Source organism: Mesorhizobium sp. B2-3-11 (assembly GCF_006442215.1).
In the GTDB taxonomy this organism is placed as follows: domain Bacteria; phylum Pseudomonadota; class Alphaproteobacteria; order Rhizobiales; family Rhizobiaceae; genus Mesorhizobium; species Mesorhizobium salmacidum.
Genome location: NZ_VFVS01000009.1, coordinates 140,040 through 157,990 on the forward strand (window position 1 = coordinate 140,040; position 17,951 = coordinate 157,990).

Genomic DNA, 17,951 nt, shown 5'->3' on the forward strand with positions numbered 1-17,951 from the left:
CAACTCCTTGTTCTTGTCTTGGTTTGCGTGATTTCAGGACGGCTTAGCCGCCCTTGGCATGCGGTCAGACACGGTGTCCGGCCGCGATGATCTTCTTCAGGAACCCTTGCGTGCGTTCCTGCTTGGGATTGCGGAAAATCTCGTCTGGCTTGCCTTCCTCGACTATGCGGCCGCGATCGAAGAACAGCACCCGGTCGGCGAAGTCGTGGGCGAAACCCATCTCGTGCGTGACCAGCAGCATGGTCATGTCGGTTTCGGCGCAGAGCCGCCACAAGACGTTGAGTACCTCCTCGACCAGTTCCGGATCGAGCGCCGACGTCACCTCGTCGAACAGCATGATCTTCGGCTGCAAAGCGAGCGCGCGGGCGATCGCCACGCGCTGCTTCTGGCCGCCGGACAATTGGGCCGGCATCGCCTTCGCTTTGTCGGCCATGCCGACCATCTCGAGCAGTTCCATCGCCCGCTTCTCGGCAGCGGCGCGCGGCGTTCCCTTGGTCAGCATCGGCGCCAACGTCACATTGTCGATGACGCTCTTGTGCGGAAACAGGTTGAACAGCTGGAAGACCATGCCGGTCTTCTGGCGCATCCGCGCCAGATGGCGCTCGTCGGCCGGCAGCAGCTGGCCGTTGCGCTCCATGTGGTAGAGCTGCTCGCCGTCGATCTGGATGTGACCGCCGTCGATGCGCTCCAGCGTCATCAGGATGCGCAGGATCGTCGTCTTGCCCGAGCCGGAGGGGCCGATCAGCGCCAGCTTCTCGCGCGGCATGACCTGCATCGAGAGGCCGTCCAGGACCTTGAAGCTGCCAAAGCTCTTCGAGATGCTGTCGACCTTGATGATGGGTGCGGATGCGGACAAATGAATTTCCCCGTGCTGGAGAAGGCTGGTGCCCTTAACGATGCGGAACGTGCCAAATCATGTCAATTGGGAAAATAATATCATGACAATTATTCCGATTGCGCACATTTTCCAGTCAAGCACAGCCGGCTTTTTGGGCAGGCTTAGATTGCGAGCAGCAAATGCTCGGGATCGCCAAGCAAGAGTTTGGTGACAACGCCGAGACCGGCCCGCAGTTCCCCCTCGGTGGTCGAACCCAGCGAGATGCGTACCGCCGGATGCCAGGGCGCATCCGAAATGCGGAAGGAGGTGCCCGGCGCAATGGCCACGCCTTGCAACCGGGCCTGGGCGACAAAGCTCTCCTCGGAGCGGTCGGCCGGCAGTTGCAGCCAGATATGCAATCCGTCGCGGCGGGCACGGTAGTCGACGCCTGAGAGTACCTCGCCAGCGATATCCTGCCGGCGATGCAACGCCGCGCGCTGCCAGCGCACCAGTTCCATCGCGGTGCCGTCGGTCACCCATTTGGTGGCGATCTCGGCCACCATTGGTGTCGCCATCCAGTTCGAGACAAGATGCCGGTTGGCGACGGCCGCAACGTAACGATCGGGCGCGGCGAGATAACCGATGCGCAGGCCGGGCACGGTGATCTTGGTGAAGGAGGTGACGTAGAGCGTCCGCTCCGGTGCGAAAGCGGCGACCGGCGGCGGTCGATCCTCGACCAGCGGACCCAGCACATCGTTCTCGATAATTGCGATGTCGTGCTTGCGCGCCACCGCCGCGATCTGCTCGCGGCGCGCCGCATCCATGAGCGTTGCCGTGGGATTTATGACGGAAGGCTGGACGAACACGGCGCGGATGTCGGAAAGCCGGCAGGCCTCGTCCAGCGCTTCCGGAATCAAGCCATTGCCGTCAATCGGCAGGCCTTCGAGATTGAAGCCGAGATAACGGGCGAGCGGCACCAGCGTGTGATGGCCGATCGCCTCGGTGGCGACGGTGGAGCCCGGCGGCGCCACGCTCATCAGCGCCACTGTCATGCCGGCGGTGGCGCCATTGGTCAGGCTGATGTTCTGCGGGGAGGCATCGAGGCCGCACAATTTCAGCCACTCGACCGCCACGGCGCGGTGGCGCGGGAATACCATGTTTGGCCGGAACGACAGCACCGAACTCGACGGCAGGTTTTCGGCGAGCCAGCCCAGCGCCTGCTTCATGCGCTCCAGGTGCATCGGCTCGCAGACCGGTTTCAGAATCGACAGGTCGATGACCTCGCCGAGGCGCTCGGGCAGATAAGGCGGCTCCGGTTCGCGGCGCTGCGTCTGGACGAAGCTGCCACGGCCGATCTCGCCCGAAATCAGACCACGCCGGATCAATTCCTCGTAGGCGCGGCTCACGGTCTGCACTGACAGCTTGAGATCGTCCGCCAGCCTGCGATGCGTCGGCAGCCGCGCGCCATTGGCAAGGCGTCCGTCATGGATGGCGCGCGCGAACTGATCGGCCAACGATTGATAGGCTGGCCGCCGGATGAGCGTAGGATCGGGTTGCCACAATGTCATGACTTATTAGAGATCGAAATCAGTGCAATTGACAATCGAAATAATGCGCCGTCATGGTACGATCGACGAAAAAGTGAGCGCTGATGACTGCCGCGAAACTCGACGCGATCGACCTTAAAATCCTCGACGCCATCCAGCGTGACGGACGTATCACCAAGCTGGCGCTGGCCGAGCAGGTCGGGCTGTCGCCGACACCGTGCTGGATGCGGCTGCGCAAGCTTGAAAAAGCCGGCATCGTTTCGGGCTATCACGCCCGGATCGCCATGCGCGTCGTGGCGCCGGTCGCCACGGTGCTGATGGAGGTGACGCTGGCCAGCCACCGCCAAGCCGATTTCGACCGCTTCGAGCGCGTCATCCGCGACATCCCCGAGATCGTCGCCTGCTGGTCGGTGGGTGGAGGCGTCGACTATGTGTTGAAGGTGATGGCACGCGACATCGACGCCTATCAGCGGCTGGTCGACGGCTTGCTCGATCGCGAGATCGGCATCGACCGCTACTTCACTTACATCGTCATCAAGACGGTAAAAGATGATGTCGCGCTGCCGATAGCGGACCTGCTGCCGGCACCGACATAGCGCCGGAGAAATGGGCTGCCCTCTCGGTGCAATAGAGAGATTCTCTCTACGGCCAGGCGTTCAAACAGCCTCTCTGTCTGCCGCTGATGGATAGTCTCCCCGCATCAACCCGAACCGGGAGGCTTCGACCATGTCCGCGCATTTCGCCCGCTCGCATCGCCACGAAGCGCTAGACCGGCTCGCCGACCGCCGGCTGCTGCGCGACCTCGCTTACGTCGACGGCCATTGGACGGCGAGTGAGGCTGCGGAGAGCTTCGAGGTCACCGATCCGGCGACCGGCGCCACCGTGGCCTTCGTTGCGGCGCTCGATGCCGGGCAGACCACAAAGGCAATCGACGCCGCCGCGCGCGCCTTTCCGGCGTGGCGGGCGCTGTTGCCGCAGGAGCGCTCGAAAATCCTGCGGAAATGGTTCGACCTGATCATCGCGGCGAAAGACGACCTCGCCCTGCTGATGACATTGGAGCAGGGCAAACCGTTGAAGGAGTCGCTCGGCGAGATCGACTACGCCGCCTCCTTTATCGAATGGTATGCCGAGGAAGCGAAACGTCTCAACGCCGAGAGTGTCACCAGCCATCTGCCGAACGCGGAGATGATGGTGCGGCGCGAACCGCTCGGCGTCGTCGGCGTGGTCACGCCGTGGAATTTTCCGTCGGCCATGCTGACGCGCAAGGCAGCTGCCGCACTCGCCGCCGGCTGCACCATCGTCGCGCATCCCTCCTCGGAGACGCCACTTTCGGCGCTGGCGCTGGCCGAACTCGGCGAACGCGCCGGCCTGCCCGCCGGCGTTTTCAACATCGTCACCGGCAAGGCCGCGACGATCGTTGGACGCATGTGCGAAGACCCGCGCGTGCGAGCCATGAGTTTCACCGGCTCGACCGAGATCGGCCGGCTGATCGCCGCGCAAAGTGCGCCGACGATGAAGCGGCTGGTGATGGAGCTTGGCGGCCACGCGCCGCTGATCGTCTTTGCCGACGCCGATATCGACAAAGCGGTGGCCATCGCTATCGACGCCAAATTCGCCACCTCGGGCCAGGACTGCCTTGCGGCCAACCGCATCTATGTCCAGCGTCCGCTCTACGACCGCTTCTGCGTCGCTTTCGCCAAGCGCATCGAGGCGCTGCGGGCCGGCAATGGCCTGGCCGATGACATCGACATCGGGCCGCTGATGCATGAGCGCGCCGTCAAGAAGGTCGAGGAACAGGTTGCTGACGCCATGGCCCTTGGCGCGCGTTGCCTCACCGGCGGCAAGCGGCATCAGGCCGGGCCGCTGTTCTACCAGCCGACACTGCTCGTCGATGTCGCCGACGAAGCGCTGATCATGCGCGAGGAGACCTTTGGTCCGGTCGCCGCGGTGACAGCATTCGACGACGAGGACGAGGTGATCGCCCGCGCCAATGCGACCGAATATGGCCTCGTCGCCTATGTGGTGACAGAGAACGGCGCCCGCCAACAGCGCATGGGCAGCGCGCTCGACTATGGCATGGTCGCCATCAACCGTGTGAAGATCACCGGCGCGCCGATCCCGTTCGGCGGCGTCAAGCAGTCCGGCATCGGCCGCGAAGGCTCGCGCCACGGGCTGGAAGCTTTCACCGACCTCAAATACCTTTGCCTGGATGTGGCGTAGGGTCGCACCCGGATCTCTTTCAAGGAGTCAAAAAAGATGCTCGATCAGTCCAACGAACTCGCCGCTTGGGATCGCGACCACTTCTTCCATCCTTCGACGCATATGGGCACGCATGCCCGTGGCGAGAGCCCGACGCGGATCATGGCCGGTGGTGAAGGCGTCACCGTCTGGGACAACAACGGCAAGAAGAGCATCGATGCCTTCGCCGGCCTCTATTGCGTCAATGTCGGCTATGGCCGCCAGAAGATATCAGATGCCATCGCGACCCAGGCGAAGAACCTCGCCTATTACCATGCCTATGTCGGGCACGGCACCGAGGCCTCGATCACGCTGGCCAAGATGATCATCGACCGCGCGCCGAAGGGCATGTCGAGGGTCTATTTCGGCCTATCCGGTTCGGATGCCAACGAAACCAACATCAAGCTGATCTGGTACTACAACAACGTGCTGGGACGCCCGGAGAAGAAGAAGATCATCTCGCGCTGGCGCGGCTATCACGGCTCGGGCGTGATGACGGGCTCGCTGACCGGGCTCGACCTCTTCCACAACGCCTTCGACCTGCCGCGTGCGCCGATCCTGCACACCGAGGCGCCCTATTATTTCCGCCGCGCCGACCGCTCGATGAACGAGGAGCAATTCTCGCAGCATTGCGCCGACAAGCTCGAGGAGATGATCCTGGCCGAAGGTCCCGATACGGTTGCCGCCTTCATCGGCGAGCCGATCCTCGGCACCGGCGGCATCGTGCCGCCGCCCGCCGGATACTGGGAAAAAATCCAGGCGGTGCTGAAAAAGTATGATGTGCTCCTGGTCGCCGACGAGGTGGTGACGGGTTTCGGCCGGCTGGGCACGATGTTCGGCTCCGATCACTACGGCATCAAGCCGGACCTGATCACCATCGCCAAGGGTCTGACCTCTGCCTATGCGCCGCTGTCGGGCGTCATCGTCGCCGACAAGATGTGGCAGGTGCTGGTGCAGGGCTCCGACAAGCTCGGCTCGCTCGGCCATGGCTGGACCTATTCGGCGCATCCGATCTGCGTCGCCGCCGGGGTCGCCAATCTCGAACTGATCGACGAGATGGACCTGGTGCGGAATGCCGGCGAGACTGGCGCTTATTTCCGTGCCGAACTGGCCAAGGCCGTCGGCGGTCACAAACACGTCGGTGAGGTGCGCGGCGACGGCATGCTGGCAGCGGTCGAATTCGTGAGAGATCGTGACGACCGTGTCTTCTTCGACCCATCGCTGAAGGTCGGACCGCAAATTGCCACGGCCCTTGCCGCAAGCGGCGTCATCGGCCGCGCCATGCCGCAGGGCGACATTCTCGGCTTCGCGCCGCCGCTGTGCCTGACCCGCGAGGAAGCCGATATCGTGGTGGCCAAGACCGCCGATGCCGTGAGCAGCGTATTCGCCAATCTCTGAGACCGACCCATGAATGCCATGACCAAAACCCTCCCCGCCACCATGGCCGCCGTGCTGCTCACCGGGCACGGCGGACCGGAAAAGCTCGTCTACCGCACCGATGTCAAAGTGCCTGCCCCCGCTTCAAGTGAAGTGCTGATAAGGGTCAGCGCTTGCGGGATGAACAACACCGATGTCTGGGTGCGTCAGGGCGCCTATGGTACCGAGGAGGATGCGGACGCGGTGTCGACCTGGCGAAGGCAGGGCAATACGCTGACCTTCCCGCGCATCCAGGGCACCGACACGGTCGGCACCATCGTTGCCGTCGGCGAAGGCGTTTCGCCCGATCGCATCGGCGAACGGGTGATGGTCGATTTCTCCATCTACAACCGCGACGACGATTCACTCGCCGACATCGACTATATGGGCCATGGCCGCGATGGCGGTTATGCCGAATATCAAACGGTGCCGGCTGACAACGCGCATGTCGTCGACACCACCTTGAGCGACGTCGAACTCGCCACGTTCTGCTGCGCTTACCTTACTGGCGAGCAGATGCTGGAACGCGCCGCACTTAAGGCCGGAGAACGGGTGCTGGTCACCGGCGCCTCGGGCGGCGTCGGTTCCGGCATCGTGCAGCTGGCGCGGGCGCGTGGCGCCATTCCCTATGCCGTCGTCGGCAAAGGCAAGGAACAGGCCGTACTCGACATCGGCGCTGAGGCGGTCATCACCCGTGGCGTCGCAGACCTGCCGCAAGCCGTGACCGAAGCGACCGGCGGCCAGCCGATCGACGTGGTCGCCGATCTCGTCGGTGGCGCGATCTTCAACGATCTGTTGCGCATCCTGCGACCCGAAGGCCGCTACACCACTGCCGGCGCGATTGCAGGCCCGGTCGTCCAGCTCGACCTCAGGACCATGTATCTCAAGCAGCTGCAGTTGCATGGTTCGAGCCAGGGCACGCGCGCCGATTTCCGCCGCATCGTTCGCTACATCGAGGAGGGCAAGGTCAGGCCGTTGGTCGGCGGCGTCTACAAGCTGTCCGATTTCCACCACGCGCAGGCCGATTTCGTCGCCAAGGATTTCGTGGGCAAGCTGGTGGTGGTGCCCGACGCTGTCACGGAGCGCCTCGCCTAGCCCCGGAACCCCGGCCTTTCGCCCGAAACTCCTTCGCCTGCTGCTGTCATAATCGGAATGGCTTGCAGTCGTGCCAGCAAGGCGCCACAAACGATGACGCTCGCAGCGCCACCGGCCCGGGCATCCGGTCACGGGATACAGGCGAGACATGACAGCCCGAATGATACTGCTCGACGCCAAGCCGCTCAGCGCGGCTGACGTCGCCGAGATCGCGCGGCGCAATGCGCGGCTGACGCTGGGCGAGGAGGCGATGCGGCGCATCCGGGCGAGCCGCGCGCTCATCGAGCAGCTGACGCAACTCGGCAAGCCGATGTATGGCGTCACGACCGGCCTTGGCGCCTGTGTCGACACGCCGCTCGCGCAGGCCGATCTGATTGCCTTCCAGCACAGCGTGCCGCTCAGCCACAGCATGGGTATCGGCCCGGCCCTTCCGACCGAGGCGGTGCGGGCGCTGATGGCCGCGCGCATCTCAGGCATGGCTGCGGGCGGCACCGGCACTTCCGAACGCGTGGTGATGGGCCTCGTGGCGGCGCTCAACGCCGGCGTCCATCCGGTGATCCCCACCTGGGGATCGATTGGCGCGGCGGACCTTGCCCATCTCGGCCATATGGCGCGAGCGCTGCGCGGCGACGGCGAGACGGAATACCAGGGCAAGATCATGCCGTCGGCCGAGGCGCTCGCACTCGCCGGGCTCGAACCGCTCGACCTGCGCGAGAAGGACGGCCACGCCATCATCGTCGCCAACAGCCTGTCGACCGGCACGGCGTGCCTGTGTCTCGAAGACGTCGCCCATCTCATCGACTGGGCGCTGGCCGCGGTGGCGCTCAACTACGAGGCGTTCCGTTCTTCCCTGACCGCGATCGACGAGGATGCCCTGGCCGCCCGGCCGGCGTTCGGCCAGCGCGAGATCGGCGCCCGGCTGCGTGCGGAACTGGCGGGAAGCGGCTTGTTGAAGGACAAAGCGGCGCGGCGGCTCCAGGATCCGCTCAGCTATCGCTGCGTGCCGCAGGTCTGGGGCGGCCTGCTGCATGCGTTCGAACAGGCGAAGCTGGCGACGGAGATCGAACTGACCCATTCCGGCGACAACCCGGTGATCCTGCCCGAGGACGAACGCGTCGTCTCAAACGGCAATTTCGACCTCACGGCGATGACGTTGGCCTGGGAGCATCTCGGCCAGGCGCTCGCCCATTGCGCAGTGGGCACCGCCAACCGCTGCATGAAGCTGATGTCGCCGACAATTGCGGAGTTGCCGCGATTCCTGTCGGCCAGGGGCGGCAGCCGCCAAGGCTACGCTGAACTGCAAAAGCCGCTCGCCGCGCTGGAAGCCGAGATCCGGCATCTCGCCAACCCGATGTCGCTCAGCCCGCTTGCCGTATCGGACGGCATCGAAGACCAGTCGTCGATGGCGCCGCGCGTGGTGGCCAAAACCGCCGAGATTGTCGAGCGCCTGCGCTACCTCGTTGCTATGGAACTGATCTTCGCGGCGACGGGCGTGGAGTTGCGTGGCGTCGTCGACAGCATGGGCGAAGGACCGCAGCGCACCTTTGCCGCCGTTCGTGCGCTCGTCAGCCCGCTCGACGACGACCGCGAGATGAGCGCCGACATGACTCGGGTCGCCCGTATGGTGTCCGGTCCCCGGGACTGAGCCGGCGCTCCATCCAGCAATCGCGTTCCTATTGGAACGGGCCCCGGAGATTCAGTTGCTCGGCCAAAAGGCAGAAGCGGTCGATCAGCCTGACAAGCGCCTCACCCTGTTCGGCGACAATCTTACCGCGCTCGGGCTGCGGCATGTCAGCCAAGATCCTCCACAACCGGTTCTGCCGATCACAGACGTCTGCCAATTCAGCGCAGTCGTTGGAGGTCAATTTCAATAGATGATCCGCAGTCACCGGCCCGATGCCGGGAGGCGTGGTCGCTCCAAGCGAAAGATAGCCTGGCGGCACGGTGCCTTTTGCATTCGTCACTGTCTTGCGGCAGAGGACATCGAATATCTGGTCGACGGCCTGCTTGGCGCCGGCGACGCGCGAGGGATGATCCGTGTCGGCCGCCGCATGCGGCAGAAGCTCGAGCCTGGCGCCATGCTTCTCGACCAAGCCGAGATAAGGCAGCATCGGGCCGGACAGGCTGCCAGTGGAGGCATCCCTGAATAGGTCGGCATCGATCGCGGCGTGGCGCACCTGCCCTGTATTCAGGGCATCGCCCAAGGCCGCGACGTCGACGAGTTCGCCGCGATCGTAGTTGACCAGCACGGCGCCGCTTTTCATGCGAGATAAAATGTCCGTACCGATGAGCCCGGCATTGGCATAGCGGCCGGTCCGCGCATCCTGCTTGCCCAAGCCGACATGAACGCTCAGCACATCGGCGCCTTGAGCCGCGTCGGCGAGGTCCGCCGCATAGGCAAAGCCCTCGGCTTCTATCCACTCCCGATGCCGAGGCCGCGCATGGATCACCACGCGCATGCCGAAAGCGCGGGCAAGCTTGGCCACCTCGCGGCCGATATTGCCGTAGCCGATGATCGCAATCGTCTTGCCTTCGAGCTTTTCGGTGGGGAAATCGCGCAGTTCCCTGCCGGTGTCGAAGGCGCCCCGCGCCACCCGGTCGTGAAGTGTGTCGACCGGGAGATCCGGCAGCACTTTCAGGATCGCCTTCATCACCATCTGCGCGGTGGCGCGGCTGTTGATGCCGGGCGTGTTCATCAGCACCGCCGAGCCGCCCTCGCCACTGCCGCCGCCCCACGAGCGCGAGCCCATATTGCCGGTGCCGGCGCCGATCCGCACGCCGGCCAGCGGAAAAACGGTCTCGGCAGGCAGGAAGGTGGCGGCGGCAATGACGGCGTCATAGCGTCCGTCACCGGCGGCCTCGATCAGCTCTTCGCGGGTGCTGAGATCCGGCTGGTAGAAGAAATGCACCCGGTTAGGTTCGAGAGCGGTCTTGTCGCCAAGTCCGGTCGCATGAAAGCGGCCGCCCTTGGCTTCGATATGGGCACACACCTCCGAAGCGTCTGGCTTTCCATCAGCGTCGAAGCGCAGGCCGATCAGGTCGCAGACCAGAACGGCGTAGGCGCGTTGCGGATCGATCGGCTCAACGGCGTGTATGTCTGTGGTCGCGGTCACATCGTTCCCTCATGCAGGACGGAGGCCTACTGATAAAGCAGGCGCTGAATAACCAGAACCTATCCGCCCGGAATGGTGCGGGATCGATCACCGGCGGCAGACCAGCGGCGAGTTGCGACACGATCTTGCCCGTGACCGCACCGCCGATCAGGCCCTGATGGCCATGGCCGAGATGGCACGCGGCACCGCCTTTCAGGTACAGTGCGATGCCGTCATTGGCCCCTTGAACGGGCAAGCCGGACGCGCGTAAAATCGCGCTATCTGATTGAGTCTGCTACATTCGTTCGGGCTAATGTCCGGATTGGTCTGGGTATTTTCCTTGCACACGGATGCAACCAGCGCGGCCAAGCGCGGCAAATCATTTGCCCATGTGGCGGAAGCCTCCTGGGGCAAGGGCCTCAGCACGTTGCTGCGCATTGTGCGCATGACGCTGCGCCATCCCTGGCAGGTTGCTATCACCCTCATCTCGACCTTTGTCGCAGCGACGCTGCAGCTCTTCATTCCGCGCCTCTTGGGCCGCGCCATCGACCAGGCGCAAGGGGTGATGGCCACGGGTGCCGGCACCGCGGCCGAGCAGGCGCTGTGGACTACCGCGCTGACGCTGCTGGTCGTCAGCATCCTGCGCGGCCTCTTCACCATGGCGCAGAACTACTATGGCGAGGCCGTCGGCCATCAGACCGGCTATGAGCTGCGGCTCGCCTTCTACGAGAAGATCCAGCGGCTGAGCTTTTCCTTCCACGACAAGGTCCATACCGGCGACCTCATCACGCTCGGGCTGCTCGATCTCGACGGCGTGCGCATGTTCTTTTCCACCGGCATCCTGCGCGTGGTGCTGCTTGGCGTGCTGATCGGCGTCGGCGCCTATTTGTTGATCAGCACCGATCTCGTGCTCGGATTGTTGAGCCTCAGCTTCGTGCCATTCGTCGCCTGGCGCTCCTCGGTGACGCAGCTCCGGCTGCGCAGCACCTGGCTGACGCTGCAGGAGCGGCTGTCGGTGCTGAGCCGGGTGATGGACGAGAATCTCGGCGGCATCCGTGTCGTGCGCGCCTTCGCGGCTCAGCGGCATGAGCTGGCAAAGTTCGACCGCGCCAAGCAGGATGCGCTGGAGCTCGCCAATGAGCGCGTCGACATCCGCGTCTCCAACACCAGCGCCATGAACTTTTCGTTCCTGGCCGCCATGGGCCTGGTACTGTGGTTCGGCGGCCAGAAGGTGATCGCGGGCCAGATCAGCGTCGGCACGCTGGCCCAGTTCCTCACCTTCATGACCATATTGCAGATGCCGGTGCGCCAGCTCGGCCTGATGGTCAACTCCTTCGCGCGCGCCTCGACCTGCGGCACGCGGCTGTTCGAACTGCTCGATGCGGAGCTCGACATCGAGGACGCGCCCGATGCCAAAGAGCTGGTCATCACCGACGGCGTGCTGCGCTTCGACAATGTCGGCTTCCGCTATGAGGGCGCGGGCGAGCGTCCGATGCTTTCCGGCCTTTCCTTCGAAGCCAGGCCCGGCGAGACCGTCGGTCTCGTCGGTCCGCCAGGCAGCGGCAAGTCGACGATCGCGCATTTGATCCCGCGCTTCTACGACGTGACCTCAGGCGCGATCACCATTGACGGGCAGGACATCCGCAAAGTCACGCTGCAATCGCTGCGCAAGGCTGTCGGCGTCGTGCAGCAGGACGCGTTCCTGTTCACCACCTCGATCGAGAACAACATCGCCTATGGCAATCCCTGGGCGCGCGAGACCCGCATCGGGCAGGCCGCCGAGTATGCCCAGTTGCACAATTACATTATCGGCCTTCCGGCCGGCTACACCACGGTCGTCGGTGAACGCGGCGCGTCGCTTTCGGGCGGTCAGAGGCAGCGCCTGACCATCGCGCGCAGCCTGATGCTGCGGCCATCGGTGCTGGTCTTCGACGATTCCACGGCCGCCGTCGACGCCGGCACCGAGCAGCGGATCCGGGCGGCGATGAAGCGCTTCGCCAGGGATCGCGTGACGCTCATCATTTCGCATCGGCTGAGTTCGCTGATGCATGCTGACCAGATCCTGTTCGTCGAGGGCGGCCGGATCGTGGAACGCGGCACGCATGAGGAATTGCTGGCGCTCGGCGGACGCTACCGCGCGCTTTACGACCTGCAGCTGCGGCCGGACGAAGATCGGCTCGAGGGAGCCGCCTGATGTCAACACAGGACGACGACGAGAAGGAAGACACAAGCCGGCGCCCGACCAAGGCGGTCGTCGGCTCGCACCGCGATGAGGAAGAGGTCTTCGGCAAGGCCTACGATCCGCGCATCGTCAGGCGCATCTGGAGTTTCGTCAGACCATATCAGGGCCGGATCTTCATCTCGGTCGCCGCGGTGCTGGTGTTCACGCTGACGCAACTGGCGATCCCGCTGGTCATCCGCTACGCCATCGATCACGGCATGGCGCCAGGCAAGCTCGACCGATCGGTGATGATCTCCGCGATCGTCGCTTTTGCCGTCATCATCCTCATCAACTACGCCGCCAGCCATGTCCAGGAGAGCGTCGTCGGCAAGGTGGCCGAAAACGTGCTATCCGACCTGCGTCGTGCCATGTTCAGCCACCTGCAGCGGGTCTCTCTCGGCTTCATGGACAGGACCGAGGTCGGCCGGCTGATGTCGCGCCTGCAGGGCGACGTCAATTCGATGCAGGAATTCCTCGAGACATCCGTGATGTCGGTGGGCGACATCGTGCTGTTGTTCGGCATCGTCACCGTCCTGCTGTGGCTCGATTTCCGGCTCGGCCTGCTGACGCTGTCGACCATGCCGATGCTGTTCATCGTGCGCCTGTTCTGGCTGCCGCGCGCCAAGGTCGCCTTCATGGCGGCGCACGAGACCAACTCCATCGCCAACGGCGCGCTTGCCGAAGGCATCCATGGCGTGCGCACCGTGCAGAGCCTGGAGCGCCAGCACGTCAATTTCGACCTCTACGACGAGAAGGTGCTGGCCAATCTCAACGCGCATCTGCGGTCGGCGAGATACGCGCAGGTGATGGTGCCGATCGTCGATACGCTGACCGGCGTCGCCATGGCGACCGTGATCGTCGTCGGCGGGTCGATGGTGCTGTCGCACAGTCTCGACATCGGCGTGATGGTGGCCTTCCTGTTCTACATCCAGCGCTTCTTCGACCCGATCCGCTCGCTCACCATGCAATACAGCGTCATGCAGCGCGCCATGGCTTCGGGCCAGCGTATCTCCGAAGTGCTCGACGTGCCGGTGGATGTCAGCGACAAGGAAAATGCGGTGGCGCTGTCGCGCGACATGGACGGCTCGGTCGAGTTCCGGAATGTCATTTTCGGCTACCGGCCGAACCAGCCGGTGCTGAAGAACGTCTCCTTCCGCGTCAATTCGGGCGAAACGGTCGCGCTTGTCGGCCCGACCGGATCGGGCAAGTCGAGCTCGATGGCGCTGGTGCACCGCTTCTACGATGTCTGGTCGGGGGAAGTCCTGGTCGGCGGTCATGATGTGCGCGACCTGACGCAGGATTCGCTCGGCGACCAGGTGGCCATGGTCCTGCAGGAGCCGTTCCTGTTCTCCGGCACCGTGCTGGAGAATATCCGTTATCACAAGACCGGTGCCAGCCGTGAAGAGGTGGTGCGCGCCGCCCAGGCCGTCGGCGCGCACGACTTCATCGAGCAATTGCCTGACGGCTACGACACCGAGCTCGAACAGCGCGGCGGCAACCTCTCGCTCGGCCAGCGCCAACTGATCAGCTTCGCGCGGGCGCTGGTGGCCGACGCCAAGATCCTCGTCCTCGACGAGGCCACGGCCAGCATCGATTCCTACACCGAGATGCTGATCCAAAAGGCGCTGCTCAAACTGCTGGAGGGCCGCACCGGGCTGGTCATCGCGCATCGCCTGGCCACCATCCGCGGCGCCGACCGCATCATCGTGCTGCAGAACGGCGAGATCGTCGAAAGCGGCAATCATGAGCAGCTGATGAAGAGGAAAGGCCTCTATGCCCGCCTCTACAATATGAACTACGCTTCCTTCGACGACATTTCCGCGGAAGAGATGGGAATGGACGCGGCGGCCGGCAAAGCAACGTAAGCTCGTGCTGGCGGGGTGCGAACGGACCGATTGCTTCCATACCCCTTGCCGAGAAGACCTATTTGCGAGATCCCCTGATGTGGCCGCTGACCCGCACGCCGTCCTCGGGACCGTGAAGGCCCGATTTCGTGAAGGAACGTGTGCGGGGAGGCGCGCGTTCTTTTCCATATGTCTCGAATGAAAAGGAGACATGCTTATGAGAAAGCCAAGCGTATTCCTCTGTTCCATCGTGTTGACGTTGGCCACGAGCGCTGTCCCGTTTGCCACTGTCGCCGATGCCGCAGTCACCAGGCATCACTATGTCCGCGTCACCACCGCCCATAATGGCCACACGCGCGCCGCGAACCGCGGACACGGACACCGTTACGGTTGGGTCGGTAGCGGTTGGACCGTCGAGAATTCGACCGATAACAGCAACTGGATGGACAGCTATTACAATGGCTACGGCAGTTACCGTGGGTATGCCGGCGACTTTTGCGGCACCATCGCATGGACGCTCGACATATGCAGTCCCCACGGCCCCTGATTCCTGACCGTCGGTGGCCAACGAAGTTTGCTGGTATTACGCCATTTCGGGACGTCTTGACGCCTCGCGGATCGCCTTGTGCACGCTGCGCTGCAAATCCATGAAGGCCGGAGTTTCCATCACCTCTTCCCGGCGCGGGCGCTCGATGTCGACGTTGAAGGTCTGCATGATGCGTCCCGGGCCGATCCCCATGACGATGATGCGATCCGAGAGGTAGACGGCCTCTTCGACGTCATGCGTGACGAACAGCACTGTGAGCCGATGCTCTTCCCAGATCTGGGTCAGCAGTTCCTGCATCTGATGCCGCGTCAAGGCATCGAGCGCACCGAAGGGCTCATCCATCAGCAGCATCTTGGGGCGATAGGAGAGCGCGCGCGCGATGGCGACGCGCTGCTTCATGCCGCCCGACAGTTCGGACGGGAAACGATCAGCGCTTTGCGACAGCTTGACGAGGTCGAGATGCTCGAGCGCGATCTCGCGGCACGAGGATCGGTCATAGCCGGCCGCCTTGAGGGCAAACTCGATGTTCTGCCGCGCCGTCAGCCAGGGAAGCAGCGTGTAGGACTGGAACACGACACCACGGTCGAGACCCGGTTGCATGATCGGTGCGCCATCGATGCTGAGGTCGCCGGCGTCAAAATCCTGCAGTCCGGCGACGATCGACAGCAACGTGCTCTTGCCGCAGCCCGACGTGCCGACGAGGGAGACGAACTCATTGTCGGCAAGGTCGAGATTGATGTCCCGCAGCACTTGCGTACGCCGCTCGCCGGTGCCGAAGCTCTTGTTGAGACCGGCGATGCGCAATTTGGGAACTGTCATCGGCGGTTCCTCATTGCGGGTGGCCTTCCTGCCGGAACAGTACCTTCTCCAAGGCCTTCATGACCTGGTCGGTAATGAGGCCGAGCACGCCCAGCAGCAGGATGTAGCCGATGATGGTGTTTGTTTGGAAATAGCGCTGCGACACGGTGATGCGATAGCCCAGGCCGGATGTCGCCGCGACGAGTTCGGCCAGCACCAGCCAGGTCCATGCCCAGCCGAGGCTGATGCGCAGCGTGTCCCAGATGCCCGGCAAGGCACTGGGCACGACGATGCGCGTCAGGATCTTGCGGTCCGGCAGACCGAGCGTGCGGCCAAGGCCGATGAAGTCGGTAGGAACCCGTTTCACATTGTCCATGACCATCAGCACTTGCTGGAAGAAGGTGCCGATGAAGATAATCAGGAATTTCTGGGTGTCTCCGGTACCGGCCCACAGGATGGAGAGCGGCACGAAGGCGACAACCGGCATATAGCGGATGAAATCCACCAGCGGCTCGATGGCCGCCTCCCAGGAGCGGAAACTGCCGATCAGCACGCCGATCGGTATGGACAATGCCGAGGCGAGGAGAAAGCCGATGGAAATGCGGTACATCGAGGCCCTGAGGTCCAGCCACAAGGTACCGTCGGCCGCGAGCTTGGTGATCTGGGTCGCGACGCTGCCTGGCGACGGCAGGAAGATGGGTTTCACCCATTCCAGCCCGGTCGCCGCCCACCAGGCGAGACCAAGGCCGACAAAGACAGCCACCGCTATCGCCAGGAAACGCGACCTGGCGATAGGCACGCCGATCCCGGAGGATCGGCGACGCCTCGCCGGTTTTGCGGCGGGCGCCGGCGTCGGGCGGGCCAAACCGGTTTTCGCGGGAGGCTCCCCGGACATCTGCGTTACCACCGCGATCCGGATCTCGTCATTGCACCGCCTTGACGAAGGACGGGTCGATCATCTGCTCCGGCGTCACGTCGGCCTGAAGTAGCTTGGCGTTCTTGGCGGCCGCTTCGACGTCGGCGAATGTCTTGGTGGTAAAATCGCCGGTGAGCGCCGTCTTGTTTTCGGCCAGGGAATAGTAGCGCACCCCGTCGAAGGCGGTGTTGAGGTCCTTGACGTCGGAACCGACAGCCTTGGCGATGATGGCGCGGCCGCCCGGGGTGTCGGCCTTGTAGTCCTTGAGCGCGGCGTCCCAGCTCTTGATCATGGCCAGCACCTGGCCGGGCCGAGACTTGATCACCTCGTCGCGCACCACCAGGACGTCGCTGATCAGGCCGGGATCCTCGCCGGCGGTGAACAGCAGCTTGACATCCTTGTTTTGCGCCATGGCGACAGTGAGGTACGGCTCGTAGGTGACCGCGACCGGCACCTGGCCCGCGATCAAGGCGCTGCCGGCGTCGGCGGCAGGCATTGGAACCGGCTGGATATCGGCTACCGACATGCCGTTCCTGGCGAGCGCGTATTTGAGCAGGATGTCGCTCGTCGTGCCTTCCTCGAAAGCGACCTGCTTGCCCTTGATATCGGCGATGGAGGTGATGTCCTTGCCAGCGACGATGGCGTCGGCCGTCATGGAGACATCGAGCAGCAGCACGATCTTTACCGGCAGGCCGGCCGCAACCATGCCCATCGCCGTGTGGGTGGCGATGTTGGCGGCGTCGAGCTGGCCGCTTGCGAGTGCCGCGTTGATATCCTTGTCCTCGGCGAAATTGACGATCTGGACGTCCGACACGCCGTTCGTCTTGAACAGGCCCTTGGCCTCGGCGACGTGCCACTGGCCATATCCAAGCCAGGGCTCGATGCCGATCTTGAACGATCCGGCCTCGGGCGTCGTGGGAATGGCCGCATCGGCCGCATGGGCCGCCGGGGCGGCGGTGAGCCCGAAGGCAACGGCCATCACCAATGCGCGAAATTGTCCTGCTAGGTTGAGCATCATCTTTCGTTCCCCTTGATGATCAGACCGCTTTTACCCAGGCATCCGGTCTGGTGAGACTGCGGGGTTCTGCTCTTGCGGCACTGTGCCTCGGCGTCTTGCCCGCCACTTCATGGTTGAAGTGCCGACATATCTCAGCGTCAGCGGCAGCGGATGTCAAGGCTGAAATACATACATGCATATACAAGTTGATGGAGTCCAATCTTACGTTTGAACCGGCGAATCTCCCGCCCGAGTGCTCACGCTTTTCAGGACCGATCCGATCGAGAAAACCGGTCATCCGGTCGGTTCCGCCATCGGGCGCGCCGCCGACCATTCCTTGCTGTTGGAACTCGAGCGTCGCGGCATGCTGCCGGTGGATTGGCGAGCAATGCTGCGATCAGGACTTTTCCTGTCGCCGTGAAA

Annotated in this window: 15 protein-coding genes; 9 read left to right on the forward strand and 6 right to left on the reverse strand. The window is 63.8% G+C overall.

Annotated elements, in window-relative coordinates; all coding sequences use genetic code 11:
* Positions 1–64: 64 nt before the first annotated feature.
* Together ehuA and FJ960_RS14755 are read right to left on the reverse strand one after the other, a co-directional pair.
* Positions 65–856: an ectoine/hydroxyectoine ABC transporter ATP-binding protein EhuA gene (gene ehuA, locus FJ960_RS14750; protein ID WP_027145205.1), complete on the reverse strand. Its 792-nt coding sequence runs from the start codon at positions 854–856 to the stop codon at positions 65–67.
* A gap of 143 nt (positions 857–999) precedes the next feature.
* Positions 1,000–2,385: a PLP-dependent aminotransferase family protein gene (locus tag FJ960_RS14755; protein ID WP_140505768.1), complete on the reverse strand. Its 1,386-nt coding sequence runs from the start codon at positions 2,383–2,385 to the stop codon at positions 1,000–1,002.
* A gap of 83 nt (positions 2,386–2,468) precedes the next feature.
* Between FJ960_RS14755 and FJ960_RS14760 the strand changes: the two genes are divergently transcribed.
* The 5 genes from FJ960_RS14760 (at position 2,469) to hutH (ending at position 8,758) form a co-directional block, all read left to right on the forward strand.
* Positions 2,469–2,960: an Lrp/AsnC family transcriptional regulator gene (locus tag FJ960_RS14760; protein ID WP_140714870.1), complete on the forward strand. Its 492-nt coding sequence runs from the start codon at positions 2,469–2,471 to the stop codon at positions 2,958–2,960.
* Between the two features lie 130 nt (positions 2,961–3,090).
* Positions 3,091–4,584, forward strand: a complete 1,494-nt coding sequence (locus FJ960_RS14765) for an NAD-dependent succinate-semialdehyde dehydrogenase (RefSeq protein ID WP_140714871.1) — start codon at positions 3,091–3,093, stop codon at positions 4,582–4,584.
* Positions 4,585–4,620: 36 nt separating this feature from the next.
* The gene (locus tag FJ960_RS14770; RefSeq protein WP_140714873.1) at positions 4,621–6,000 is read left to right on the forward strand and encodes an aspartate aminotransferase family protein; all 1,380 of its coding nucleotides are present in this window, start codon (positions 4,621–4,623) and stop codon (positions 5,998–6,000) included.
* 9 nt (positions 6,001–6,009) lie between these two features.
* On the forward strand, positions 6,010–7,113 hold the full coding sequence (locus tag FJ960_RS14775) for an alcohol dehydrogenase family protein (protein WP_140714875.1): 1,104 nt from the start codon (positions 6,010–6,012) through the stop codon (positions 7,111–7,113).
* A 148-nt stretch (positions 7,114–7,261) separates the two neighbouring features.
* Positions 7,262–8,758 (forward strand): histidine ammonia-lyase, encoded by a 1,497-nt coding sequence (hutH, locus tag FJ960_RS14780; protein WP_140714877.1) that lies wholly within the window; start codon positions 7,262–7,264, stop codon positions 8,756–8,758.
* Between the two features lie 28 nt (positions 8,759–8,786).
* Here hutH and FJ960_RS14785 read toward each other — a convergent pair whose 3' ends face one another.
* Complete coding sequence (locus tag FJ960_RS14785; protein ID WP_140714879.1) at positions 8,787–10,226, reverse strand: NAD(P)-dependent oxidoreductase; 1,440 nt, start codon at positions 10,224–10,226, stop codon at positions 8,787–8,789.
* A 319-nt stretch (positions 10,227–10,545) separates the two neighbouring features.
* Between FJ960_RS14785 and FJ960_RS14790 the strand changes: the two genes are divergently transcribed.
* From FJ960_RS14790 to FJ960_RS14800, 3 genes are all read left to right on the forward strand, one after another.
* Positions 10,546–12,399: an ABC transporter ATP-binding protein gene (locus tag FJ960_RS14790; RefSeq protein ID WP_140714881.1), complete on the forward strand. Its 1,854-nt coding sequence runs from the start codon at positions 10,546–10,548 to the stop codon at positions 12,397–12,399.
* Entirely contained in the window at positions 12,399–14,291 is a 1,893-nt protein-coding gene (locus tag FJ960_RS14795; RefSeq protein WP_140714883.1) for an ABC transporter ATP-binding protein, read from the forward strand. The genes FJ960_RS14790 and FJ960_RS14795 overlap by 1 nt, the downstream gene beginning before the upstream one ends.
* Before the next feature lie 196 nt (positions 14,292–14,487).
* The gene (locus tag FJ960_RS14800; RefSeq protein WP_140714885.1) at positions 14,488–14,817 is read left to right on the forward strand and encodes a hypothetical protein; all 330 of its coding nucleotides are present in this window, start codon (positions 14,488–14,490) and stop codon (positions 14,815–14,817) included.
* Positions 14,818–14,853: 36 nt separating this feature from the next.
* On the opposite strand, the gene FJ960_RS14805 is transcribed toward FJ960_RS14800, so the two are convergent.
* The 3 genes from FJ960_RS14805 to FJ960_RS14815 all read right to left on the reverse strand — a co-directional run bounded on the left by FJ960_RS14805 (position 14,854) and on the right by FJ960_RS14815 (position 17,546).
* Entirely contained in the window at positions 14,854–15,636 is a 783-nt protein-coding gene (locus tag FJ960_RS14805) for an ABC transporter ATP-binding protein (protein WP_140714887.1), read from the reverse strand.
* 10 nt (positions 15,637–15,646) lie between these two features.
* A complete protein-coding gene (locus tag FJ960_RS14810; protein ID WP_181165849.1) occupies positions 15,647–16,414 on the reverse strand; it encodes an ABC transporter permease in 768 nt (255 codons plus the stop codon).
* Positions 16,415–16,538: 124 nt separating this feature from the next.
* Positions 16,539–17,546, reverse strand: a complete 1,008-nt coding sequence (locus tag FJ960_RS14815; RefSeq protein ID WP_140714984.1) for an ABC transporter substrate-binding protein — start codon at positions 17,544–17,546, stop codon at positions 16,539–16,541.
* 235 nt (positions 17,547–17,781) lie between these two features.
* Here FJ960_RS14815 and FJ960_RS29500 point away from each other — a divergent pair, with 235 nt between their 5' ends.
* Positions 17,782–17,949, forward strand: a complete 168-nt coding sequence (locus FJ960_RS29500) for a hypothetical protein (protein ID WP_181174246.1) — start codon at positions 17,782–17,784, stop codon at positions 17,947–17,949.
* The last annotated feature ends 2 nt before the right edge of the window (positions 17,950–17,951 follow it).